19 protein-coding genes are annotated in these 22,846 nt (G+C 43.9%); 16 read left to right on the top strand and 3 right to left on the bottom strand.

What is annotated here, in order from left to right; genetic code table 11:
- The first annotated feature begins 114 nt into the window (after positions 1 to 114).
- Positions 115 to 690 (top strand): 1,6-anhydro-N-acetylmuramyl-L-alanine amidase AmpD, encoded by a 576-nt coding sequence (ampD, locus tag P255_RS12865; protein ID WP_004902881.1) that lies wholly within the window; start codon positions 115 to 117, stop codon positions 688 to 690.
- A gap of 70 nt (positions 691 to 760) precedes the next feature.
- Positions 761 to 2,308, top strand: a complete 1,548-nt coding sequence (gene murJ, locus P255_RS12860) for a murein biosynthesis integral membrane protein MurJ (RefSeq protein ID WP_004902879.1) — start codon at positions 761 to 763, stop codon at positions 2,306 to 2,308.
- Between the two features lie 54 nt (positions 2,309 to 2,362).
- Here the strand turns inward: murJ and P255_RS12855 are convergent, their stop codons facing one another.
- Positions 2,363 to 3,055, bottom strand: coding sequence for an FKBP-type peptidyl-prolyl cis-trans isomerase (locus tag P255_RS12855; protein ID WP_004902878.1), 693 nt, complete (start codon positions 3,053 to 3,055; stop codon positions 2,363 to 2,365).
- A gap of 51 nt (positions 3,056 to 3,106) precedes the next feature.
- Positions 3,107 to 3,805 (bottom strand): FKBP-type peptidyl-prolyl cis-trans isomerase, encoded by a 699-nt coding sequence (locus tag P255_RS12850; RefSeq protein ID WP_004902876.1) that lies wholly within the window; start codon positions 3,803 to 3,805, stop codon positions 3,107 to 3,109.
- A gap of 286 nt (positions 3,806 to 4,091) precedes the next feature.
- Here P255_RS12850 and tviB point away from each other — a divergent pair, with 286 nt between their 5' ends.
- The 13 genes from tviB to P255_RS12785 all read left to right on the top strand — a co-directional run bounded on the left by tviB (position 4,092) and on the right by P255_RS12785 (position 19,589).
- A complete protein-coding gene (gene tviB / locus P255_RS12845) occupies positions 4,092 to 5,369 on the top strand; it encodes a Vi polysaccharide biosynthesis UDP-N-acetylglucosamine C-6 dehydrogenase TviB (protein WP_004902874.1) in 1,278 nt (425 codons plus the stop codon).
- An 8-nt stretch (positions 5,370 to 5,377) separates the two neighbouring features.
- Complete coding sequence (locus P255_RS12840) at positions 5,378 to 6,646, top strand: oligosaccharide flippase family protein (protein WP_004902872.1); 1,269 nt, start codon at positions 5,378 to 5,380, stop codon at positions 6,644 to 6,646.
- 9 nt (positions 6,647 to 6,655) lie between these two features.
- The gene (locus P255_RS12835; protein WP_004902870.1) at positions 6,656 to 7,615 is read left to right on the top strand and encodes a glycosyltransferase family 2 protein; all 960 of its coding nucleotides are present in this window, start codon (positions 6,656 to 6,658) and stop codon (positions 7,613 to 7,615) included.
- Entirely contained in the window at positions 7,612 to 8,694 is a 1,083-nt protein-coding gene (locus P255_RS12830; RefSeq protein ID WP_004902869.1) for a glycosyltransferase family 4 protein, read from the top strand. Before P255_RS12835 ends, P255_RS12830 begins: the two co-directional genes overlap by 4 nt.
- A 12-nt stretch (positions 8,695 to 8,706) precedes the next feature.
- Positions 8,707 to 9,813, top strand: a complete 1,107-nt coding sequence (locus P255_RS12825; RefSeq protein WP_004902867.1) for a glycosyltransferase — start codon at positions 8,707 to 8,709, stop codon at positions 9,811 to 9,813.
- The gene (locus P255_RS12820) at positions 9,810 to 10,847 is read left to right on the top strand and encodes an NAD-dependent epimerase/dehydratase family protein (protein ID WP_004902866.1); all 1,038 of its coding nucleotides are present in this window, start codon (positions 9,810 to 9,812) and stop codon (positions 10,845 to 10,847) included. Before P255_RS12825 ends, P255_RS12820 begins: the two co-directional genes overlap by 4 nt.
- Before the next feature lie 3 nt (positions 10,848 to 10,850).
- Positions 10,851 to 12,011 carry a glycosyltransferase family 4 protein gene (locus tag P255_RS12815; RefSeq protein WP_004902863.1) on the top strand — a complete coding sequence of 387 codons (1,161 nt, stop codon included), beginning with the start codon at positions 10,851 to 10,853 and terminating at the stop codon, positions 12,009 to 12,011.
- A 152-nt stretch (positions 12,012 to 12,163) separates the two neighbouring features.
- Entirely contained in the window at positions 12,164 to 12,784 is a 621-nt protein-coding gene (locus tag P255_RS12810) for a sugar transferase (RefSeq protein ID WP_004902861.1), read from the top strand.
- Between the two features lie 14 nt (positions 12,785 to 12,798).
- The gene (gene galU / locus P255_RS12805) at positions 12,799 to 13,674 is read left to right on the top strand and encodes a UTP--glucose-1-phosphate uridylyltransferase GalU (RefSeq protein ID WP_004902858.1); all 876 of its coding nucleotides are present in this window, start codon (positions 12,799 to 12,801) and stop codon (positions 13,672 to 13,674) included.
- Positions 13,675 to 13,689: 15 nt separating this feature from the next.
- Positions 13,690 to 14,949, top strand: coding sequence for a UDP binding domain-containing protein (locus P255_RS12800; protein ID WP_004902856.1), 1,260 nt, complete (start codon positions 13,690 to 13,692; stop codon positions 14,947 to 14,949).
- Positions 14,946 to 16,613 carry a glucose-6-phosphate isomerase gene (pgi, locus tag P255_RS12795; protein WP_004902854.1) on the top strand — a complete coding sequence of 556 codons (1,668 nt, stop codon included), beginning with the start codon at positions 14,946 to 14,948 and terminating at the stop codon, positions 16,611 to 16,613. The genes P255_RS12800 and pgi overlap by 4 nt, the downstream gene beginning before the upstream one ends.
- Positions 16,614 to 16,615: 2 nt before the next feature.
- Entirely contained in the window at positions 16,616 to 17,632 is a 1,017-nt protein-coding gene (gene galE, locus P255_RS12790; protein ID WP_004902851.1) for a UDP-glucose 4-epimerase GalE, read from the top strand.
- 118 nt (positions 17,633 to 17,750) lie between these two features.
- Entirely contained in the window at positions 17,751 to 19,589 is a 1,839-nt protein-coding gene (locus P255_RS12785; protein ID WP_004902848.1) for an LTA synthase family protein, read from the top strand.
- A gap of 49 nt (positions 19,590 to 19,638) precedes the next feature.
- Here P255_RS12785 and P255_RS12780 read toward each other — a convergent pair whose 3' ends face one another.
- Complete coding sequence (locus tag P255_RS12780) at positions 19,639 to 21,009, bottom strand: phosphohexomutase domain-containing protein (protein WP_004902846.1); 1,371 nt, start codon at positions 21,007 to 21,009, stop codon at positions 19,639 to 19,641.
- Between the two features lie 526 nt (positions 21,010 to 21,535).
- On the opposite strand from P255_RS12780, the gene gltP reads away from it, so the two are divergent.
- Positions 21,536 to 22,822, top strand: coding sequence for a glutamate/aspartate:proton symporter GltP (gltP, locus tag P255_RS12770; RefSeq protein WP_004902843.1), 1,287 nt, complete (start codon positions 21,536 to 21,538; stop codon positions 22,820 to 22,822).
- Positions 22,823 to 22,846: the final 24 nt, after the last annotated feature.

The following is a 22,846-nucleotide window of genomic DNA, read 5'->3' as shown; positions in this document are numbered from 1 at the left end:
CTCTGGTAAAAAGTAAAAAATAACCCAGTGATAGGAGCGTTTGGACGGTTAGATTACGCTCTTCAGGTCTGGCTCGGTTAAAATGCTCGAAAGTGATTTAATGCGGAAATGAAGATGCAAAACCAGACAAAATTTAAAGTGGTGGAGGGTGTGCTATGCGGTGCGCAGCAGTTGCCTTCTCCAAACTTTAATCAACGTCCTGCTCAAACGCAGATTCGGCTAGTGGTGATTCATAATATCAGTTTGCCACCCTCGCAATTTGGAGGGGGCTATATTCAGCAATTTTTCCAAAATCAACTGGACTGGAATGCACATCCGTATTTTCAAACCATTAAAGGTATGCAGGTTTCGGCACATCTTTTAATTCTAAGAACAGGTGAAGTCCTGCAATTTGTCAATTTTAATGATCGGGCATGGCATGCAGGGCGTTCGAGTTATTTGGGTGTGCCAGAATGTAATGATTATTCGATTGGGATTGAACTGGAAGGCAGTGATGACTTGCCATTTGAATCTGTACAATATCAGGTGCTTGCACAAGTTATTTCAGCCTTGCAGCGAGCTTATCCGCAGATTCAGCAGCATATTGCGGGGCATTCCGATATTGCACCGCAGCGTAAAACCGATCCAGGGATGCATTTTCACTGGGCAGATTTTCGTGAATTATTGCATCAAGAAAATCACAGAAATTGAAGAATTAATAACGAAATTGTTCAAGCTTTTCTTTAAAATAGCCACTTCAAATTTGACTTAGGTGTAAGCGATGGCGCTTTGGCGGTCGACCTTTATCGTGAGTGCAATGACCATGCTGTCCCGTGTGTTGGGACTGGTGCGTGACATGGTGTTGCTGAACGTGTTTGGTGCAGGCAAAGAATTCGACGTCTTTGTAGTTGCATTTCGCATTCCCAATTTTTTCAGGCGACTGTTTGCCGAAGGTGCATTTTCCCAAGCCTTTATTCCGATTTTGACTGAGTACAAAACCGGACGTTTACATGCAGAAGTGCAAATCCTGATTAGTCGGGTGTTTGGCTGCCTGCTGGTGGTGATGTCGTCGATTACCTTGCTCGCCATGATCATCGCGCCTGCCGTGGTGTATATCTATGCACCAGGTTTCCACAATGATCCCGACAAGTTCGCACAAGCGGTTGAAATGTTCCGTTTGACGATTCCGTATTTGATGTTTATGTCACTGACAGCATTTGCCAGCAGTATCCTGAACAGTTACGGTGCATTTTTTAGTCCAGCGTTTTCTCCAGTGTTGCTGAATCTGGTGATGATTGCAGGGGCATGGTGGCTGACGCCGTATTTGCAAACCCCAATCATGTCATTGGGCTGGGCGGTACTGGCAGCGGGCTTTATTCAGCTGATGATCCAGATTCCTGAGTTATGGCGCAAGAAATTGCTGATTCCACCACGCATCGATTTTAAACATGAAGGGGTGGAGCGTATTCTTAAGCTGATGCTGCCTGCACTGTTTGGGGTATCTGTCACACAAATCAATTTGTTGCTCAATACCATTTGGGCATCATTCATGCAAAGTGGTTCGGTATCATGGTTGTATAGTGCCGAACGGATGACCGAGTTACCACTGGGTTTAATTGGTGTGGCGATTGGTACGGTGATTTTACCCTCATTGTCGGCACGGCATGCCGAACAAGACCTTGAACGTTTCCGTGGCATGATTGACTGGGCTGCACGGGTCATCATCATGGTGGGTGTGCCTGCCAGTGTGGCACTGTTTATGTTGTCAACGCCGATTATCCAGACCTTGTTCCAGCGTGGTGAATTTACCGCAGAAGACACCCACATGACCTCACTGGCATTGCAGTGTATGAGTGGCGGGGTACTAGCCTTCATGCTGATTAAGGTATTTGCTCCAGGCTTTTATGCGCAGCAAGATACCAAAACCCCAGTTCGTGTGGGCTTAATGGCGGTTGCTGCCAATGCGATTTTAAATGTGATTCTGATTAGCTTCTTTAAATCTATTCACTGGCATGCCGAGCATATGGCACTTGGAATTGCATCTTCGGGTTCTGCATTTGTCAATGCAGGGATGTTGTATTACTACTTGCACAAACGCAATATTTACCGCTTTGGTGCACACTGGAAAAAGATTTTTGCCCAATACGGCTTTGCCAATTTATGTATGGCTGGCGCACTGGCGTATGGTTTGCATCTATACGACGGACACTTGTCTACATGGATGAAAATTGTAGAGCTGACAGCGCTGTGCGTGGTTGGTGCGGCTGCCTATACGATTGGTTTATTACTTTCAGGCTTCCGTCCACGGCACCTGCGTCCAGAGCATTAAACATAAAAAAACCGACATCACAGTGTCGGTTTTTTTAACTGATTTTTTAATTCTTTATTTAATTTTAAGCAGCTCTACATCAAAAATCAGTGTGCTATTTGGGCCGATGGCATCGCCAGCGCCAATTTCACCGTAACCAAGTTTTGCTGGAATAAAGAAGCGGGTTTTGCCACCTTCTTTCATGGTCAATAAACCTTCAGCCAAGCCGCTGACTACTTCACTGACGCGGAAACTGGCAGCCTGCTCACGTGCAATTGAGCTATCAAAAACGGTGCCGTCAATCAGGCGACCTTCATAGTTAATTTCAACTGTACTATTTTTGCTCGGGCTTTTGCCTTGACCAGCTTTGATCACTTGATATTGCAGACCTGAAGCTGTGGTTACCACGCCAGCTTGGCGGGCATTGTTGGCTAAAAAGTCAGCGCCAGCTTGGGCGTTGATCTGAGCTTGTTGCTGATGTTGTAAAAGGTCTTTGGCTTCTGCCTGTTTTTTATAAAGTGCCAAGGCATTTGCCATTTCCTGTTCTGACAAGGCAGGGTTCTGGTTATGCGATGCAGCAGTCAAACCCTGAACAAAGGCATTTAAGTCGAGCCCTTGTATCGCTTCAGCATTACTTTTTCCCAAAAGATAGCCAAAACTATAACCTGCTTGTGTGCTAAGCGAGCTATTGGCATCAATGGTACTGGCTGCCCATACGGGGGTAGATAAACAAGACAAGGCACACACAACGCTCAGGATCTTTTTCATTATCATCTTCCTAAAATACAAATGGAGAGTTGTTACTCTCCATTGTTTTGATTATTTCACAGCAAGTAAATCGACCTTGAAGATCAACACGCTGTTTGGTGGAATGGCTTGGTTACCTTGTTCACCATAAGCCAGTTTGGCTGGAACATAAAGCATGATGCTACCACCTTCTTTGAGTAGTGGAATCCCTTCGATCCAGCCCGGAATCGTGCCTGCAAGTGGGAATTCAGCTGGTTCACCACGTGCGTAACTGCTGTCAAACACTGTACCGTCAACCAGCTTGCCTTCATAATTCACTTTTACAGTTGAATTGGCAGTCGCTTGTTTGCCTGTACCTTGTTTGATGATTTCATATTGCAAACCTGAAGCGGTGGTTTTTACACCCGCTTTCTTGGCATTTTCAGTCAGGAACGTTTTGTTTTTTTCCTGCAAGCTGCTGAGTTTGCCTTGTAATTCTTTTTGATAGTTGACGATAGCTTCTTTAACTTGTTGATCGTTATAAGCGTGCGGTTTGTGTTCGCGAGCGTCACGCAGACCTTGTGCAAAGCCGTCAATGTCCATTTCAGGAGAAACCTGACCACCCATTTGGTAGCCTTGCATATAGCTCAGAACCTTTTTCGGTTCAGATGACGTGCCTGCTGATGCGCGATGGGTCTTTGCTGGAGCAGGGTGTTGAGATGCATAAAAAACAGGAACAAGTGCAGCGCCGCCTAAAATAACTGCAACAGCAACGGGTAAGGCTTTACTCATAAGAGGAATCCAATTTTATTTGATTAAAACAGCTTGCCTGATCATGCAGGCATTGGTGACTCTAAGCATATAATGGATTGTAAACAAACGGTATGTTTTTTGTGTGAAGTAACCGCCTAATCTGAGCAAAAACGTGTTTTAAATCTGTAAATAAAGCCCGCCTGTACTAAAGCTCGAACTCGCTTTTTTATCCGAAAAATCAGTCTGATTTCTGTTATATTAGTCAGCCTGTAAGGATCATCCATTATGATCCTCTTTTACTTTATTGATTAGGATCGGACTGTCTATGTTGCAACGAGATCAACTCAAAATCGCGATTGTTGGTTTAGGCTATGTGGGACTGCCACTAGCTGTCGAATTTGGTAAAACTGTCGCAACAGTCGGGTTCGATATTCAGCAAAAGCGTATTGATGAACTGCGAAGCGGTCAGGATCATACTTTAGAAACCTCGCCAGAAGAATTACAACAGGCAAGCCATTTAAGCTATACCACCCAGATTGATGATTTACAGGATTGTAACTTCTTTATCGTGACAGTCCCAACCCCGATTGACCAGTATAAACAGCCTGACTTGACCCCGTTGGTGAAAGCTTCGGAAAGCATTGGTCGTGTGTTGAAAAAAGGCGATATCGTGGTGTACGAGTCGACTGTGTATCCGGGTGCGACCGAAGAAGTCTGTATTCCTGTACTGGAAAAAGTTTCAGGTCTGACTTTCAATCAGGATTTCTATGCAGGCTATAGCCCAGAGCGCATTAACCCGGGCGACAAAGAACACCGCGTCACTAATATTTTAAAAATTACTTCGGGTTCAACCCCTGAAATTGCCGATTATGTCGATGAAGTCTATAACCTGATTATCACCGCAGGTACACACAAAGCGCCGAGTATTAAAGTCGCTGAAGCGGCAAAGGTCATTGAAAACACCCAGCGTGATGTGAATATTGCACTCATCAATGAACTGGCATTGATTTTCAATAAAATGGGCATCGACACTGAAGATGTGCTCAAAGCCGCAGGCACCAAGTGGAACTTCTTACCATTCCGTCCAGGTCTGGTGGGTGGGCACTGTATTGGGGTTGATCCGTACTATTTAACCCATAAAGCGCAGGCGATTGGCTATCATCCTGAAATTATTTTGGCGGGTCGCCGTCTCAATGACAGTATGGGTGCTTATGTTGTGACTCAACTTGTAAAAGGGATGATAAAAAAGAAAATTCAAGTTGAAGGTGCTAAGGTCTTGGTACTGGGTTTAAGCTTTAAAGAAAACTGTCCTGACATTCGTAATACCCGCATCATTGATATTATTCATGAATTGCAGGAATACCACATTCAGGCCGATGTGTATGATCCGTGGGTTGATGCTGCCGAAGTGCAGCATGAATATGGTTTGGAATTGACTGAACAGCCGAAAAACCATTACTACGATGCAGTGGTGCTGGCGGTTGCCCATCATCAGTTTAAGGCATTGACGCGCGATGACATTGCCAAAATGTGTAAAGCCAATTTTGTGCTGTATGACTTGAAATATGTGCTCGACAAAGACTGTGTGGACATCCGTCTGTAAGCGGCATCATGAGTAAAAAAGTCTATCTCAATTCATTGTGGATGATGGCTGAAAAGCTGTTGTCCATTTTTGGATTGATCTTCGTGACCTCGTTTGTGGCACGTTATATCGGGCCTGCCAACTTCGGTAAGCTGACTTTTGCCACCTCGATTTTTGCCATCGTGCAAACGGTGTCATTGTTTGGCTCAGACAACCTGATTTTCCAAAAAACCAGTCAGAACCGTAAAACGGGTGAGCATATTATTTTTGCCACACGTACTTTGCGGAATCTGTTCTTTACAGTGTTTGCCAGTTTGGTACTGCTGTATCTGTATTTAACGGTTGATCCTCTGACCTTTATTTTCTCGGTCGCAGCGTGTATCGGGGTGTATTTTTCCCTGCATGACACGGCTTATAGCATTTATTTCAATGCCACTTTGCAGTCACGTTTTAATACCATTTGTAATGTCACTGCGATTTTGGTGAGCCTGATCGTGCGTTATGGCATTGCCGAATTTCATTTACCTGTCAGCTATTTAAGTATTCCAATCGTGTTGGTGACGCTGGTTCCGTTTTTGATGCGTCGGGCGATTTTTGCACGTAAAAAACTCAGTACACCACAACGTATTGCCGATCATTTACAGCAGTATCGCAGTTATGTATTGAAAGTTGGGCGCAAACTGGTGCTGTATACGTTATCCATTGCGATTTTTACCAAGACCTCACAACTGTTTTTGGGGATGAAGTCACAGCATGATCTGGGGATTTATTCGGTGGCGATGACCCTTGGCAGCAGTTTTTACTTTGTTTTAAATGCTTTTATTTCCTCGTTTTTAACCCAGATTTATGCGGAAAAAGATTTTGAACGCAGCCAGAACATGGTGGCGCGCTTAAACCTGATGGTCATCGTGATTGCTTCTTCGGCTGCGGTATTTTTTGCGCTGTTTGGGCACTGGATTATCCAGTGGTTGTATGGCGCTGCCTATCAGCAGGTCAACGATATTCTGATTATTGCGGTGTTCGTGACCCTGTTTTCAGGCATGTCGACGGTGGCAGAAAAGTATCTGATCAAGTTCAATGCCTACGATTATTTACATCATAAGACCATGACTCTGGTGGCATTTAATGTCATCGTGACCTTCTTGGCGATTCATTATTTTGCTCTGTATGGAGCAATTTTTGCGATTCTCGCCACAGAAATTTTGTCTTTAACGTTGTTTAATTACTTTTATAAGCAGGGTTTAATTTTAGATACGCATATTCGTATCTTTAAACCATCCACCTATTTCAAACGCTGAGAATACCCGATGAAGCTGAGCTTGATCATCCCCGTTTATAATGTCGAAAAGTACATTGAACAATGCCTGACCAGTATCTGCCAGCAGTTGCCTGTGCCTGAGGTCGAGGTGATTGTGGTCGATGATGGCAGCCCAGACCAGTCGGTAGCCAAAGCGCAGCAGTTTTTGGCACAGCAGCCTGAGGCCGTACAGCAGCAATTTCGTATTATCCGCCAAAAAAATCAGGGTTTGAGCGGGGCACGTAATACAGGGATTGGAGAAGCGCAAGGCGAGTACGTGGCATTTCTGGATTCAGATGATTATCTCAATCCACAGTATTTTGCTGAAGTGTTCAAAGGTATTGAAACGGGCGCTGACATTATCCAATTTGCGGTACAACGTGTAGATGACCAAGGCAATACCATTCCGTTTTTACACCGTATGTCGAAGCAGGGTTTGCAAACCCTGAATCAGGACATTCTACTGGAACTGTCCAACCGTTCGGCTTGGTTTGCATGGCTGCGGGTCTATAAACGCGAGTTATTTAAAGACATTCGCTTTCCAGTCGGTAAAAACTATGAAGATGCCTACACCACGCCGTTGTTATTTTTCGCAGCAAAAACCGCCTATTTTAGTCCTGAAGTATTGATCAATTACCGCATCAATCCGCAAGGTATTACCGCGACCAAATCCCGTAAAAATATTGATGATTTGGGTGGCGTGCCGCTGTTTTATTTGGAACGTATTGAACAGCATCCTGAACTGGTGGCAACCATGATCGCCATTAGCCAGTCGCATATTATGGATGTTTTGAACGCCGATGGCGTGAGTGCGGCACAGCAGCGCTGGAAAACTTTAAAACAGAAAATGCGTCAACATCCACTGAATGAAACCATGATCCGTAACCGTGGCAATCGTCTGTTTTTTCATTATGGCGTGGCATTTTTATTGTTTGACCGCACCTTGCGCCGTTTGGGTCTGAAAAAATGATCGGCAAAATCTGCTTTCTGATTGGCAATCTCAACCTTGCAGGTGGAACCGAGCGCGTCACCACACTGGTCGCCAATGCCTTGGCGGCACAGGGGCAACAAGTCTGTATTCTGAATCTTTCACAAGGTGAGCGTCCATTTTTTGCCTTGGATGCCCGTGTGGAAAACCATGCACTTTATCCACAGCCTGTGTCGATGAAAAGTCATTTATTGGGGACAATCTGGAAAATCCGCCGTTTTGTCCAGCAGCAACAGATTCAGCATCTAGTGGTAGTGGATAGCATTTCCTGCATTTTTACTGTACCTGCCTTGTTCGGTTTGAAGGTACAGCATATTTGCTGGGAACATTTTAATTTTGAAGTGGATTTAGGGTTACGTTTGCGCCGTATTGGGCGGATTTGGGCTGCGCGCTATGCCGATGCGGTGGTGACTTTAACTGAGCATGACCGACAGTTATGGCAGCAGGGCATTGCTAAAATCTCAGTGAAGATTCAAGCCATTGCCAATCCGTCACCTTTTCAGATTGCTACACAGTTACCGAGTCAAAACCATAAAACGGTGCTTGCGGTTGGGCGCTTACGTTCTGAAAAAGGTTTTGATTTGCTGCTTGAGGCCTGGCAATTGCTCAGCTCGAAGTATCCTGACTGGACGCTACGGATTGTGGGGAGTGGTGAGCAGGAGCAGGCGCTCAAACAACAGGCAACACAACTTGGCATTGAAAAGTCTGTGGATTGGGTGGCTGCGACCCCCGAGGTTGCACCGTACTATGCACAGGCTTCAGTATATTGTTTAAGTTCGCGTTTTGAAGGTTTTGGCATGGTGTTACTCGAAGCGTTGAGCTTTGGTTTACCGATTGTGGCTTTTGACTGTCCGATTGGCCCGCGTGAAATTTTAGCCAACACGCCAAATCCTTTGGTTAGCCCTGAAAATGCTCAAGCTTTGAGTGATGGATTGGCACAGATGATGAGCTTGGATACTGAGCATTATCAAACGATTGCTCAATACAATCAGCAACATGTGCAACAGTATTCCACTGAGCAGATTGTGGCCCAATGGCTGCAACTGTTTGCCCAAGCTTAAGCGAGCCTAACCATGAAAATTTTGTTGCTGATTACAGGCTTGGGTTTAGGTGGTGCAGAGAAAGTTGTAACCAGTCTGGCCGATCAATTGTTTGTGGCAGGGCATCAGGTCAAAATCGCCTATTTGCGTGGTGAGATTGAAGTTCAACCACAACATCCCGAGATTGAACTGATTCAACTGGGTTTAAATTCACTGGCGAACTTCTCGCACAGTGCCCAGCGTTTTGCCCAAATCATGCAGCAGTTTCAGCCTGATGTGGTACATGCACACATGTTTCATGCAATTTTATTTGCTCGTTTGCTACGCCGTTCGGCACAGATTCCGTATTTGATTTGTACTGCGCACAGCAAGGTGATTGGTGGCAAGGCGCGGCAGTGGCTGTACCGTATGACCGATCGTTATAGCGATGTGAATACCAATGTCAGTCAGGAAGCTACAGATTTTTTTATTGCACAAAAAGCCTTTGGCGCAGCCAAAAGCACCGCGGTCAGTAATGGCATCGATACGCAAAAATTTCAATTTTCTGCATCGGCACGTCAGCAGCTTCGTTCGCAATTCGGTTTTTCCGACGACACCCCTGTGTTGATAGCGGTCGGGCGTTTAATGCAAGCCAAAGATTATCCCAACCTGATTCAGGCATTTCGCTTACTCCAACAAACTCAGCCAAAAGCTCAGTTATTGATTGTGGGTGATGGGGTGCAACGCGCTGAACTTGAACAGCAGGTGCAGCAGTTGAACTTGGCAGATCAGATCCATTTTCTGGGGGTACGGCATGATGTTGCGGAACTATTGTCAGCCGCAGATCTGTTTGTCTTGTCCTCGGCTTGGGAAGGATTTGGTCTGGTGGTGGCAGAAGCCATGAGTTGTGAACGGGTCGTGGTGGCAACCGACTGTGGTGGCGTAAAAGAAGTGTTAGGTGAGCCTGAATGGCTGGTTCCGCCACAAAACGCAGAAATGCTCAGCAAAAAACTTGTCCAAGCGTTACAATTGTCGATAGAACAAAAAGCCCAGTTGGGGCAGCAGCACCGTCAGCGCATTCAGCAGCATTACTCGATGCAGAGCATGCTGCAACAATGGTTGGCACTTTATCACCTCAGCACTGAGAGAACAGCATCATGAGCCAATATCAACAATGTTGCGAACAACTGCAACAGCAACCTAAAACGTGGTTAGTCACAGGCATCGCGGGATTTATTGGTTCAAATTTGCTGGAACAACTGTTGTTGCTAGGTCAGCGTGTGGTTGGCTTAGATAACTTTTCGACAGGTTTTCAGCACAATCTCGATGAAGTGCAGGCCACCGTGTCGGCTGAACAATGGCAGAATTTCAAATTTATTCAGGGTGATATTTGCAACCTTGAAGACTGCCAAACGGCGTGTGCAGGTGTGGATTATGTGTTGCATCAGGCGGCGCTGGGTTCAGTACCGCGTTCGATTGAAAACCCGATTGCGACCAATGCTTCCAACATCTCGGGCTTTGTGAATATGTTGGTGGCTGCCAAAGAGGCTCAAGTCAAAAACTTTGTCTATGCTGCCAGTAGCTCGACTTATGGTGATCATCCTGCCTTACCTAAAAAAGAAGAGATTATTGGTAATCCCTTGTCGCCGTATGCCGTGACCAAATATGTCAATGAGCTATATGCCAGCGTGTTCCAGCGTTGTTATGGCTTTAACTCGATTGGTCTGCGTTATTTTAATATTTTTGGGAAACGCCAAACCCCAGATGGTGCTTATGCCGCAGTGATTCCAAAATGGACGGCTGCCATGATTCAGGGCGATACGGTGTATATCAATGGTGATGGTTCAACCAGTCGCGACTTTAACTATATTGCCAATGCCGTGCAGGCAAACCTGTTGGCAGCGACTACAGAAAATCCGGCTGCACTCAATCAGATTTACAATGTTGCAGTGGGCGGGCGAACTGATCTCAATCAACTGTTTAATATGCTGACTGAAACCTTGGCGAAAAATGCGGTGCACTATACGCAAGCTGCTGTGTATCGCGATTTCCGAGCAGGCGATGTGCGCCATTCGCAGGCTGATATTTCCAAAATTCAAACTTTGCTGGGTTATCAGCCGCAGTTCAATATTGCACAGGGCATTGAACAAGCTATGCCGTGGTATGTCCAGCATTTACAAGGTTCAGCAAAATAATCTATGAAGTTCTGTATTATTTCTAATGACCTGCATACCGTCCGAAATTTTCGGGGCGACTTGCTGAATAGCATTGCAGCGCAAGGCTATGCGATTCATATTCTTGCGCCGAATATCGAGTTGTATCCTGAAGATCAGGCGTATTTTCAGAAGCTGGGATTTGCTTTACACAGTTACCCATTACAAAAAATGGGCACCAATCCTGTCGCAGACTCGAAAACCATGTTGGCAATTTACCAGCAGCTTAAAGCCATACGCCCCAATAAAGTGCTGAGCTATACCATTAAACCGATTCTGTATGGCACGATTGCAGCGTATCTGGCGAAAGTGCCTGAGCGCTATATTTTACTCAGCGGTTTGGGCTTTGCCTTTCAGAATGATCAGTCAGCGGGTCGTTTTAAATATGTGAAACGTCTGTTTAACCAGATTTTCCGCTTTGCCTTGAGCAAAGCCAGTGCGGTGATTTTTCAAAATGCCGATGATCTGGCTTTGGTGCGTGAGTTGAAGCATCTGCCCGTGCGGATTCCGACCTATATTGTGAATGGCTCAGGCGTGAATACCGAAAAATTTGCTCCGCAGCCGTTATTACTGGATGAAAAAGGACAACCACAGCCGATCTTTTTGATGGTGGCACGTTTATTGAAAGACAAAGGTGTGTATGAATATATCGCCGCAGCCAAGCAAATTAAACAGCGCTATCCTGCAGCACATTTTCATCTGGTCGGCTGGATTGATGAAAACCCTGCGGCAATTGCTCAGGATGATCTGGAAGCGTGGATGGCATCGGGTTTGATTCAGTACTGGGGCAAGCTCAGTGATGTCCGTCAGGCGATTTGCCAAGCCAATATTTTTGTGTTGCCGTCTTATCGTGAGGGTATTCCACGTTCGGTACTCGAAGCCATGGCAATGCGCCGTGCCATTATCACCACCGATGCACCAGGTTGTAAGGAAACGGTGATTGAAGGGCAAAATGGTTTTAAAGTCCCTGTACGCGATGCCGATGCACTGGCCCAAGCAATGCAACGCCTGATCGAACAGCCTGCACAGATCGAACAGATGGCAGCCAGCTCTTTGGCATTGGTACAGCAGCGTTATGAGGTCAAACAGGTTAACCAGCAAATGTTACAGGCGATGCAATTTGTGACAGATTCATCGGTGCATTGATGCTGTACATGAATGGCAGTTTCGCCCAAGAGTTGATAAAATATGCTTTTAAAAATTGATCTACCATTTCGGCAGACCAGAGTTTCAACAAGGTTCAATTAAATGTCTACTATCGCTATGCGATGTGATTTCGGTTTGCGGGTGAAATAATCATGCTCAAAAGACTTGTCGATATCATTATTGCTTCTATTGCATTTACGATTTTGTTGCCTGTGTTTATTTATGTTGCCTTCAAGGTCAAAAAGAATTTGGGTTCACCAATTTTCTTTTACCAAGAACGTCCAGGGAAAGATGGCAAGCTGTTTAAAATGATGAAGTTTCGCTCTATGAAAGACGCACTTGATCAGCATGGCAATCCACTCCCAGACGATCAGCGCATTACGCCGTTTGGTCAAAAGTTGCGTTCAACCAGTCTGGATGAAATGCCGCAATTGCTTAACGTCATTAAAGGTGACATGAGTGTAGTGGGGCCTCGCCCGATGCTCAAAGAGTTTGTTGAGCACTATACCCCTGAACAGGCACGCCGTCTGGAAGTGCGTCCAGGCATGACGGGTCTTGCACAGATTAGTGGGCGCAACGAGCTCGATTATGAAGAGCGTTTTAAATGTGATGTCTGGTATGTTGATCATCACAATGTCTGGGTGGACTTCAAAATCATGTTCAAGACCGTATCGGTGATGCTGAAAAAAGAAGGCATTAATGCGCCTGGACATGTAGGGCCATCACTATTTACAGGTAGTGATCCTGACGTATCGAAACAAACTAAAACCTGATAATAGTGAAATGAATGATTAAAAAAGCGATTTTGCCTGTTGCAGGCTTGGGAACACGGTTTTTACCTGCCAGCAAGTCCATTCCAAAAGAAATGGTCACCGTAGTTGATCGACCTGCAATCGAATATGTCGTACGTGAAGCCGTTGAAGCGGGTATCGAACAGATTATTTTGGTGACACATTCTTCAAAAGCCTCGATTGAAAACTATTTTGACCGTAATTTTGAACTTGAAACCACATTAGAACAAAAACAAAAATGGGACTTGTTGGCAGAGATTCGCCAGATTGTGCCTGAGCATGTCAGCATTGTGAGTGTGCGCCAGCCGCAGCCTTTGGGTTTGGGGCATGCAGTATTGTGCGCCAAGTCATTGATTGGTGATGAGCCATTTGCAGTATTGTTACCTGATGTTTTGGTCAAAAGTCAAACTGAGCAAAATGATTTGGCACAAATGGCCGCGCGTTACCAACAGGTACAAGCTGCACAAATTATGGTTGAAGCGGTGCCTGACCATTTGGTCGATCAATATGGCATTGTTGATGTAAATACAGTCCCTGTCGAAGGGCAAAGTATAGTCATGCAGGGCATTATTGAAAAACCTGCTGTAGGCACTGCACCAAGTAATTTATCTGTGGTCGGGCGTTATATTTTACCTGCCAAAATCATGCAGTTATTACAGCAGACACCGAAAGGCGCAGGCAATGAAATCCAGCTGACCGATGCGATTGCGATGCTTCAACAAACTGATGCGGTCGAAGCCTATCGTATGTCTGGTGTGACATTTGACTGTGGCAGCAAGCTCGGTTACCTCAAGGCAGTACTGCACTATGCTGTTGAGCATCCTAAATTGGGTGAAAAATTTATTGAACTCATTCAGGAACTGAAACTTTAAGAGAGATGAAATGCCATGAAAATCGCAGTTTATGGAGCGACATTGAATGCGGGCGTTATGGCTGGGTTATTTGCAGAATATGGACACCAGGTTTTTTGGAGTCCATATTCAAGTGATGATCAAACGAGTTCTATCCAGTATCAAGATAAAACGGTTAATCAGCTCATCTCTACTCAGGCACAGACGAAAAGATTATCAGTATGTGATTTAGCAGAAATCCCTTTACATATAGATGCTTATTTTTTTGCATTTAATAGCAATGAAGAACAACAAGTTGATTTTATTTTAAATTATTTACAACAACAGCCGATTATTCATCCGAAGTTAATGATTAATGGTTCTAGCTTTGGTTTAAATGGGACAACAGCCTTAAAACAAAAATTGCCTCAAGATTATTGGTGTTATTTGCCAGATATGGTGCAAGAAGGCAATGCCATTAATAGTGTCTTACAAGTTTCTCATGTGGTGATTGGCATTGATCATCTGGATGTGAAGCCACAAATCAAAGAGATTTTACGACCTTTTTATCGCGCAAATCATCATTATGTCTTTATGCCAGTTCTAGACGCTGAGTTCACTAAACTCAGTATTTCAGGCATGTTGGCAACACGCATTAGTTATATGAATGATCTGGCTCAGGTAGCAGAAAAACTCAATATCGATATTGCCAATGTTCGCTTAGGTCTGGGGGCAGATAATCGAATTGGTTCGAGTTATTTGGCAGCAGGGGCAGGCTTTGGCGGAGCAAACTTTTCCCACGATATTTTAACGCTGTCTAAAACGATTGCAGATGCAGGGGTGAAAGGTCAGTTGTTGGAGCAGGTCTGGGAAATTAATGAACAACAAAAAGAAATCCTGTTCCGTAAGCTATGGAATTATTATCAGTGTGACCTGAAAGGCAAAGTGATTGCAATTTGGGGGGCTTCGTTTAAAGAGGACACACCACGTACCGATTACTCTCCGATTCATACCATGTTGCAAGCGCTTTGGGCGCAAGGTGCGATTGTGCAATTACATGATCCACAGGCTTTATCACTGATTGCCGAGCAATATGGAAACCGTGCTGATTTGGTGTTGTGTGAAGATCAGTATGAAGCCACGCAAGGTGCAGCAGCACTATGTTTGCTGACGGCATGGAAACAGTATTTAAGTTTAGATTATCGTCTTTTGCATCAGTTGATGCAGCATCCTTTAATTCTGGATGGACGCAATATTTATGATCCTGATTATGTGAAGGCACAAGGTTTTGCCTACGCAGGGGTTGGTCGACAATGACAGAAGAAAATATTACCCATTTCCCCAAACACCAAACCAGTTTGGCACAGCAACAACTCAGCAGTTTGGCTGAAACGATGTCGCAGTTACATCTGACGGAGTTATTCGAACTAGATGCCGAGCGTTTTCAACAGTTTTCATTGCGGTTTGAACAGTTGTTTCTGGATTATAGTAAGCAACGTATTGACCAGCGGATTATCCAGCAGTTGGTTCGCTTAGCTGAGCAACAACAGCTTAAGGAATGGATTCAAGCCTTATTTTCCGAGCAGCGGATTAACTATACTGAACAGCGTGCAGCGATGCATTGGGCACTGCGTTTGCCTGCGAAGTCCGCTGAATTTCCTACATTTTCCGATCAAGTTCAGCAGCAATTACAGCGTATGTATGCTTTGGTGGAAAAAATCCATGCAGGGCAATATCGTGGTGCAACAGGTGAAGTGATTCAGGATGTGGTCAATATCGGAGTCGGTGGGTCTGACCTAGGGCCACTGATGGCGACCCATGCCTTGTCGGATTTTAAAGTCAATACCGCAAAATCGTTGCATGTGCATTTTGTTTCGACCATGGACGGCAGCCAGCTTTCAGATTTGCTGCATCAGCTACGACCTGAGACGACACTGTTTATTATTTCATCGAAATCGTTTGGTACGATTGATACGCTGTCCAATGCACAAACTGCGCGTTTGTGGCTTGAAAAAGCTTTGGGCCAGCAAGATAAGGTGACGAAAAGTCATTTTATTGGCGTATCGACCAAAGCAGATAAGATGACGGCATGGGGAATCGCTGCGGACAAACAGTTCCTGCTTTGGGACTGGGTGGGCGGGCGTTATTCGCTATGGTCATGTATTGGTCTACCGATTGCTTTAACCATTGGCGTTAAAGGTTTTCAGCAGTTTTTAGCAGGGGCGCATGCGATTGATCAGCATTTCCGTTCAACTGATTTTGCAGAGAATATTCCAGTACTCATGGGGCTGCTTGGGGTTTGGAATACCAATTTTCTCGATGTACAGACCCATGCCATTTTACCTTATGACGGGCGTTTAAAATATTTTGCGGCGTATTTGCAGCAACTGGAAATGGAATCGAATGGTAAATCGATTCAGCGCAATGGTCAAAAAGTCAGTATGAGAACCTGCCCGATTGTTTGGGGGGAAGTTGGCCCAAATGCCCAACATGCCTTTTATCAATTGCTACATCAGGGCACGCATGCAGTCAGTTGTGATTTTCTTGCTCCTGTACAACGTTACAATGCTCAGCAATTTACCTATGTGGAAAATGCCAGTGCCCTGATCGAGCAGCATCATCTGGCGCTGTCGAACTGTTTGGCACAATCACGTTTACTGGCATTTGGTAATCAAGCTTTGGATAAAAGTGAGCTGGATCATTTACCCATTTATAAACAGTATGCGGGGAATCAGGGTAGTTCAACCCTGTTGGTGGATGAGCTTAATCCATATAGTTTGGGCATGCTGATCGCCTGTTATGAGCATAAAGTTTTTGTACAATCCGTGATTTGGAACATTAATCCCTTTGACCAGTGGGGCGTGGAAAAAGGCAAGGAAATTGCCAATCAGTTATTGCCGATTTTAAATGGTCAGCAGCAAGATGAGTTGCAACTGGATGCATCGACACAAGGCTTACTCACGATTCTGTTAGGAAAATAAACATGGCAACGATTTTAGTCACAGGCGGAGCTGGGTATATTGGTTCACATACCTGTATCGCCTTGCTTGCAGCAGATTATGAAGTCATCGTACTGGATAATCTCAGTAACAGTTCACCTGAAGCCTTGCAGCGCGTACAAAAAATTGCGGGAAAATCACTGCAATTTATCGAAGGTGATATTCGCGACAGTCGAGTGCTGGATCAGATTTTTGCCGAGTATGCGATTGATGCGGTGATCCATTTTGCAGGGTTAAAAGCCGTAGGTGAAAGCCAGCAGATCCCACTCACTTATTTTGATCATAATATTTCTGGCAGTATCAACTTGGTACAGGCAATGCAACGGGCGGGGGTATTTCGTCTGGTGTTTAGCTCATCGGCTACGGTATATGGTGACGCGCATCCATCGCCGCTGAATGAGAACATGCCAACTGCCATGCCGAATAATAACTATGGTTATACCAAACTAGTCGTTGAGCAAATGCTGGAAAAACTGGCAGCGTCTGATGAACGCTGGTCATTTGCTTTATTGCGCTATTTTAACCCTGTCGGTGCACATCCAACTGGGCATATCGGTGAAGATCCACAAGGCATTCCTAATAACTTAATGCCGTATATCACACAGGTTGCTGTTGGAAAACGCGAAAAATTGTCGATCTTTGGCAATGATTATGACACGCCTGATGGCACAGGGGTGCGGGATTATATTCATGTGGTCGATTTAGCCAATGCACATGTTTGTGCGTTGAAAAACCGTTTGCAACAGCAAGGTTGTCGAGCATGGAATATTGGTACAGGGCGGGGTATTTCAGTTCTTGAAATCAAAAATAGCTTTGAACAGATTAATGGTGTAACGATTGCCTTTGAATTCGCTCCGCGCCGTGCAGGGGATATTGCCACTTGTTTTGCCGATAATGCGCGTGCGATTGCAGAATTGGGCTGGCAGCCACAGTATCAGTTAGAGGATATGCTGAAACATAGCTGGAACTGGCAAAAACAGAATCCACAGGGTTATCGATAATTCATACAATGATAGAGATGGCGCTGAATGCGCCATTTTTATTGGCGCTTTCCCGTAGGGCTGACAATCTTTTGCTATAATTTACCATCTGTTTGATTAATCTCCTTGCTCCTGCCTTATGAACACCTTACGCCAGCAAATGTTATTTTTGCTTGTGGCTTGTTTTTCTACGTTTTTTTCAATCTATCTTGCTTCTAACTGGAATTTCTTCCTTGAAGGTTTCTCTCCTGACCGCCTTGCCAAGACGTTGATGTCCTGTGTGTTTAACTACAGCCTGATTTTGGTCTTTGCTGCACTGTTCAGGCGACAATATACTGCGTTGGTACTCAGTCAGATTTTTGTCGGTTTGATTGAATTTATTAATTTCAAAAAAGAAAAATATCTCTCTACCAATTTTAGCCCTGACGATATTTTATTGTTTTCAGAAGCCTTTAAGGCTGCGCCTCTGGCACTTAAAATTGCTTTTTTTGCCTTTATTGCCATATTTTTTGCGGTGCTAATTTTCTGTTTTAAAAAAGAAAAAACAACATTACTCAAAACTTATTTGCTACAGATTACACTGAGTGTGCTGATATTCTGCTCGGCAATTTATTTAAACTATATCAAAAGCCCGATAGGGGCATGCAGCAAACCTGATTATCCCAGCATTTGTTTAAATATGTCGGGCTTTCCCAATACCCGCAGTGACTGGATGGGTGATTTTCGTAAAATTCAGAATTTTGGCTTTACCACATTTTTCATGTCGAAAATTTTGGATAGCTTAACTGAAGCTTTTTTACCGCATGAAACGGTTTCACGTGAAACCATCCAACAGATTTTTAAACCTTTAGAGACATCTGCTGTAACAAGTCCCACGACATCTTCGACCACAGAGCAACCGAATATTGTGGTGGTCATGGATGAGTCAATGTGGAATCCACGATTACTCGATAAAAAATTACCCAAAAATCTCACCCCATTTACCAGTCAAAATCGGGTGTCGGCACTCTTGTCTCCATCATTTGGTGGTGGAACTGCCAATGTCGAATTTGAAGCGCTCACCAGTTTAAATACGATTTTCTTTCGTAACGAGCTGGTTTATGTGGCCAAAATCCGTAAACCGATTTATTCCTTGCCGTTATATTTGAACAGCTTGGGTTACGACACCATCGCCATGCACAACAACTGGCGTTATTACTACAATCGTAACCGTGTTTATCAGCAGATGGGCTTTAACAAGTTTGTGTCTCTGGAAAACATGATGAATTCAGCCAATCATTCGACCATATTTAATCAGGCGGGCTGGGCGAATGATGATGTGATCTTTGATTCGATTAAAACCGAATTGAACCTTGCCAGCGATCAGCCAAAATTTATTTATGCAATTACGGTCGAAAACCATCCGATGTATGCGGATGACCGTTATGGAACACAGTCCTATAAACTCAATCCGAACCTGTCAGAAAGCGCACAGCAGAAAATGGCAACCTATACTGCAGGGGTGGCACGTGCCGATCAGCATATTCGGGATTTGACTGAATTTGTCAAAACCCTAGATCGCCCAACCATTGTGATTGCTTTTGGCGATCATTTGCCCAATTTACAAAATGTCTATGATGAATATCATTATTTTGAAAATGATCCGAATCGTGAAGAGCTGAATGCTTACGAAACGCCGTTACTATTGTGGAGTAATTATCCTGTACAGCACAAAATACTGGCACAGCCGTATATAGCAACCAGCTTTTTAGCACCGAAAATTTTGCATCTGGCGAATTTGCCATTGCCACCGTATTATCAGTTTATTGAGCGTGTTTCACGATGCTATGATGTGATTCATCAGAAATTTATTCATGAAAAAGCTTCGTGTCAGTTCGATAAGGCACAATTGCTGGATCAATATAAAGCCTTAAATAATGACACGGTAAATGGGCAAAACTTTACTTATCAGTTGCTCAAGCCTCAAACAGTCAATTAAGCATTAAAAAAGCTCGGTCAACTGCCGAGCTTTTTTAATTGCCAAATGATTAACTTTGAATCATGGCTGAAAGTTCATCCACATAGCTTTGCATTGGGCGAGGTTGTTTATCACGACGGCTTTCAATGTTTAAGCGTAAGAGCGGTTCAGTATTGGAAGAACGAACATTGACACGCCATGCGCCAAAGTCCAGACTCACGCCATCGGTACGGTCAATGATCGGGTTCTGATCGGCATAATGATCAAAAATTTTCTGAATCGTTGCTTGGCTGTCAGCAACTTTAAAGTTGATTTCACCGCTGCACGGGAACTTGGCAATCATGTCTTCGACCAGACTCGACAAAGATTGTTGGGTTTCAGACAACAGGCTTGCAACCAGTAACCATGGAATCATGCCACTATCACAGTAGGCAAAATCACGGAAGTAATGGTGGGCACTCATTTCACCGCCATAAATCGCATTTTCTTCACGCATGATTTGCTTAATAAAAGCATGACCTGATTTGGACTGTATCGTTTGCCCTTGGTATTTTTCGACAAGATCTTGTGTGTTCCAGACCAGACGAGGGTCATGCACAATCTTTTCATTTGGATGTTGCAACAAAAAGGCTTGTGCCAGTAAACCGACAATATAGTAGCCTTCAATAAACTGACCTTTTTCATCGAACAGGAAGCAGCGGTCAAAGTCGCCATCCCATGCGATACCCATATCAGCTTGATGCGCAATCACGGCTTGTGAAGTGCTGTCACGGTTTTCAATCAGCAATGGGTTAGGAATACCATTTGGGAATGTACCATCGGCTTCATGATGAACCTTGATAAATTCGACAGGAACATTCAATGCTTTAAACTGAGTTTCAATCGCATCAATCACATGGCCTGCGGCGCCATTGCCTGCATTGACCACCAGTTTCAGCGGGCGAATTTTTTCAGGCTGAATGTAGGTCAAAAGATGTTGCACAAATTCAGCCAGAATATTATAGCTTTGAGTGGTTCCTTTTAGACTCACTTCAGTAAATGCAGCCGTTTCTGCCAATGCCTGAATCTCTTTTAAGCCTGTATCGGCACTGATCGGGCGGGCATTTTCCCGCACCAGTTTCATGCCGTTATAGTCCATCGGGTTGTGACTTGCGGTCACTTCAATCCCACCCTGAACATCGAGATGAAAAGCTGCAAAGTAAACTTCTTCTGTACCTGTCATGCCCAAATCAAGCACATTTACCCCTGCGTCATTGAGACCGCGAATCGTGGCTTGTTTGAGACTTTCGCTACTGAGACGGACATCACAGCCTACTGCAACGGTTTTAGGTTGATAGATTTGACCGTAAGCACGACCAATTTTATAGGCAATTTCTTCATTGAGTTCAGTTTCGAGTTTGCCTCGAATGTCGTAGGCTTTAAAACAGCTAAGTTTAGTCATGATTTACAGAGGAATAATATGGTTATTTGACCAGCATATTATAGCGGGCTTTAGGGTTATGTTTATACGTATGAATACAACAGATGACCTCGAAACCATGAACTTTTAAAGCATAAATTGGCATTTTAAGCAATTAGACATTTTTCCAATTAATATTGAGGTTTTTTATAAAAAAATAGAAATTAAATATATGAAAAATAATAACTTATAGTTATATTTCTTGCATTTTATTCATATAGAGTAAGATGTTTTAATGAATTGTTAATAAATTCTTAATAAAAAAATAAATTTAAAAGTAAAAATAACATTTTGAATTAAATGAAGATTTGTATTTTCAGATTTTTTTTGTTCGTTGTTTGTAAATTTTTTATGTTGACGAGAGAATAACCCATGAGTAGAGTAGTCCCATTTTGGAGCGGCCTCGAAATTGGATTTCGACTTATATGCTTTATTCTTTTCCATCTTCCGTCGTTAATGTCTGCCCATTACTGTGGACAACTAACTGGATCGTATAAGGTCTCAGCCTATGAACAAATTCAAGATTAGTCTTGCCTGGCAAATCTTAATTGCATTGATTTTGGGTATCGTTGTGGGAACAATTTTACACAACCAACCCGATATTCAGCAAAATGTTGTGAATAACTTTTTGAAACCAGCCGGTCAAATTTTTATTAACTTGATCAAGATGATCGTTGTACCGATTGTGATTTCAACTTTAATCTTGGGTATTGCCGGGGTTGGAGATTCCAAAAAGCTTGGGATCTTGGGTGTAAAAACCATTGTTTACTTTGAAATTATTACCACAATTGCGATTGTTGTCGGTATTGTGTGTGCCAATGTCTTCCATCCTGGTACAGGCGTTGACATGTCGTTGCTTCATAAAGTGGATATTTCCCAATATGAACATACGACTGAAGAAGTAAAATCGCAATCTCATGGTTTGATGCAAACGATCTTGTCCCTTATTCCATCGAACATCTTCAGTGCGATGGCAAGTGGGCAGATGCTACCGATTATTTTCTTCTCGGTCATGTTCGGGATTGGTTTAGCTGCTCTTCCTGTAGAAACCAAACAACCATTACTGAATGTGTTAAAAGCGGTTTCTGAATCGATGTTTAAAGTCACACACATGATCATGCTCTATGCGCCTGTGGGTGTATTTGCACTGATTACAGCGACTGTAGCGACCTTCGGTTTTGCATCTTTGGTACCTTTGGCAAAACTGGTGATTTTGGTTTATGGCGCAATTTTGTTCTTTGGTCTGGGTGTACTCGGTCTGGTGGCAAAAATTTGTGGTCTGAACATTTTTACCCTGATCAAGATTCTCAAAGACGAATTGATTTTGGCGTATTCAACTGCAAGCTCTGAAACCGTTTTGCCACGTATCATGGAAAAAATGGAAGCTTACGGTGCACCAAAAGCCATTTCGAGCTTTGTGGTACCGACAGGTTATTCATTCAACCTTGATGGTTCTACACTGTATCAAAGTATCGCAGCAATCTTTATTGCTCAGCTTTACGGTAAGGATTTATCGATTGCTCAAGAAATCGTGCTGGTCTTGACTCTCATGGTGACATCAAAAGGGATTGCAGGTGTTCCTGGCGTATCTTTCGTGGTGTTATTGGCGACTTTGGGTTCAGTCGGTATTCCACTGGAAGGTCTGGCGTTTATTGCAGGTGTTGACCGTATTTTAGACATGGCACGTACTGCACTGAACGTAGTGGGTAATGCTTTGGCTGTGCTTGTGATTAGTAAATGGCAGAAGCAATTTGACGAAGACAAAGCCAAAGCTTATGAAGCATCCTACAAATAAGATGATTTTTGGCAGATAAAAAAA

The sequence above is a fragment of the Acinetobacter brisouii CIP 110357 genome, assembly GCF_000488275.1.
Classification (GTDB): Bacteria; Pseudomonadota; Gammaproteobacteria; order Pseudomonadales; family Moraxellaceae; genus Acinetobacter; species Acinetobacter brisouii.
Note: the sequence above shows the minus strand (reverse complement) of the source record. Positions and strands in the feature narration are given on the sequence as shown.

Coding starts and splice junctions, on each gene's coding strand:
- ampD (WP_004902881.1), top strand. CDS start 115: ATGCAAAACCAGACAAAATTTAAAGTGGTGGAGGGTGTGCTATGCGGT.
- murJ (WP_004902879.1), top strand. CDS start 761: ATGGCGCTTTGGCGGTCGACCTTTATCGTGAGTGCAATGACCATGCTG.
- P255_RS12855 (WP_004902878.1), bottom strand. CDS start 3,055: ATGAAAAAGATCCTGAGCGTTGTGTGTGCCTTGTCTTGTTTATCTACC.
- P255_RS12850 (WP_004902876.1), bottom strand. CDS start 3,805: ATGAGTAAAGCCTTACCCGTTGCTGTTGCAGTTATTTTAGGCGGCGCT.
- tviB (WP_004902874.1), top strand. CDS start 4,092: ATGTTGCAACGAGATCAACTCAAAATCGCGATTGTTGGTTTAGGCTAT.
- P255_RS12840 (WP_004902872.1), top strand. CDS start 5,378: ATGAGTAAAAAAGTCTATCTCAATTCATTGTGGATGATGGCTGAAAAG.
- P255_RS12835 (WP_004902870.1), top strand. CDS start 6,656: ATGAAGCTGAGCTTGATCATCCCCGTTTATAATGTCGAAAAGTACATT.
- P255_RS12830 (WP_004902869.1), top strand. CDS start 7,612: ATGATCGGCAAAATCTGCTTTCTGATTGGCAATCTCAACCTTGCAGGT.
- P255_RS12825 (WP_004902867.1), top strand. CDS start 8,707: ATGAAAATTTTGTTGCTGATTACAGGCTTGGGTTTAGGTGGTGCAGAG.
- P255_RS12820 (WP_004902866.1), top strand. CDS start 9,810: ATGAGCCAATATCAACAATGTTGCGAACAACTGCAACAGCAACCTAAA.
- P255_RS12815 (WP_004902863.1), top strand. CDS start 10,851: ATGAAGTTCTGTATTATTTCTAATGACCTGCATACCGTCCGAAATTTT.
- P255_RS12810 (WP_004902861.1), top strand. CDS start 12,164: ATGCTCAAAAGACTTGTCGATATCATTATTGCTTCTATTGCATTTACG.
- galU (WP_004902858.1), top strand. CDS start 12,799: ATGATTAAAAAAGCGATTTTGCCTGTTGCAGGCTTGGGAACACGGTTT.
- P255_RS12800 (WP_004902856.1), top strand. CDS start 13,690: ATGAAAATCGCAGTTTATGGAGCGACATTGAATGCGGGCGTTATGGCT.
- pgi (WP_004902854.1), top strand. CDS start 14,946: ATGACAGAAGAAAATATTACCCATTTCCCCAAACACCAAACCAGTTTG.
- galE (WP_004902851.1), top strand. CDS start 16,616: ATGGCAACGATTTTAGTCACAGGCGGAGCTGGGTATATTGGTTCACAT.
- P255_RS12785 (WP_004902848.1), top strand. CDS start 17,751: ATGAACACCTTACGCCAGCAAATGTTATTTTTGCTTGTGGCTTGTTTT.
- P255_RS12780 (WP_004902846.1), bottom strand. CDS start 21,009: ATGACTAAACTTAGCTGTTTTAAAGCCTACGACATTCGAGGCAAACTC.
- gltP (WP_004902843.1), top strand. CDS start 21,536: ATGAACAAATTCAAGATTAGTCTTGCCTGGCAAATCTTAATTGCATTG.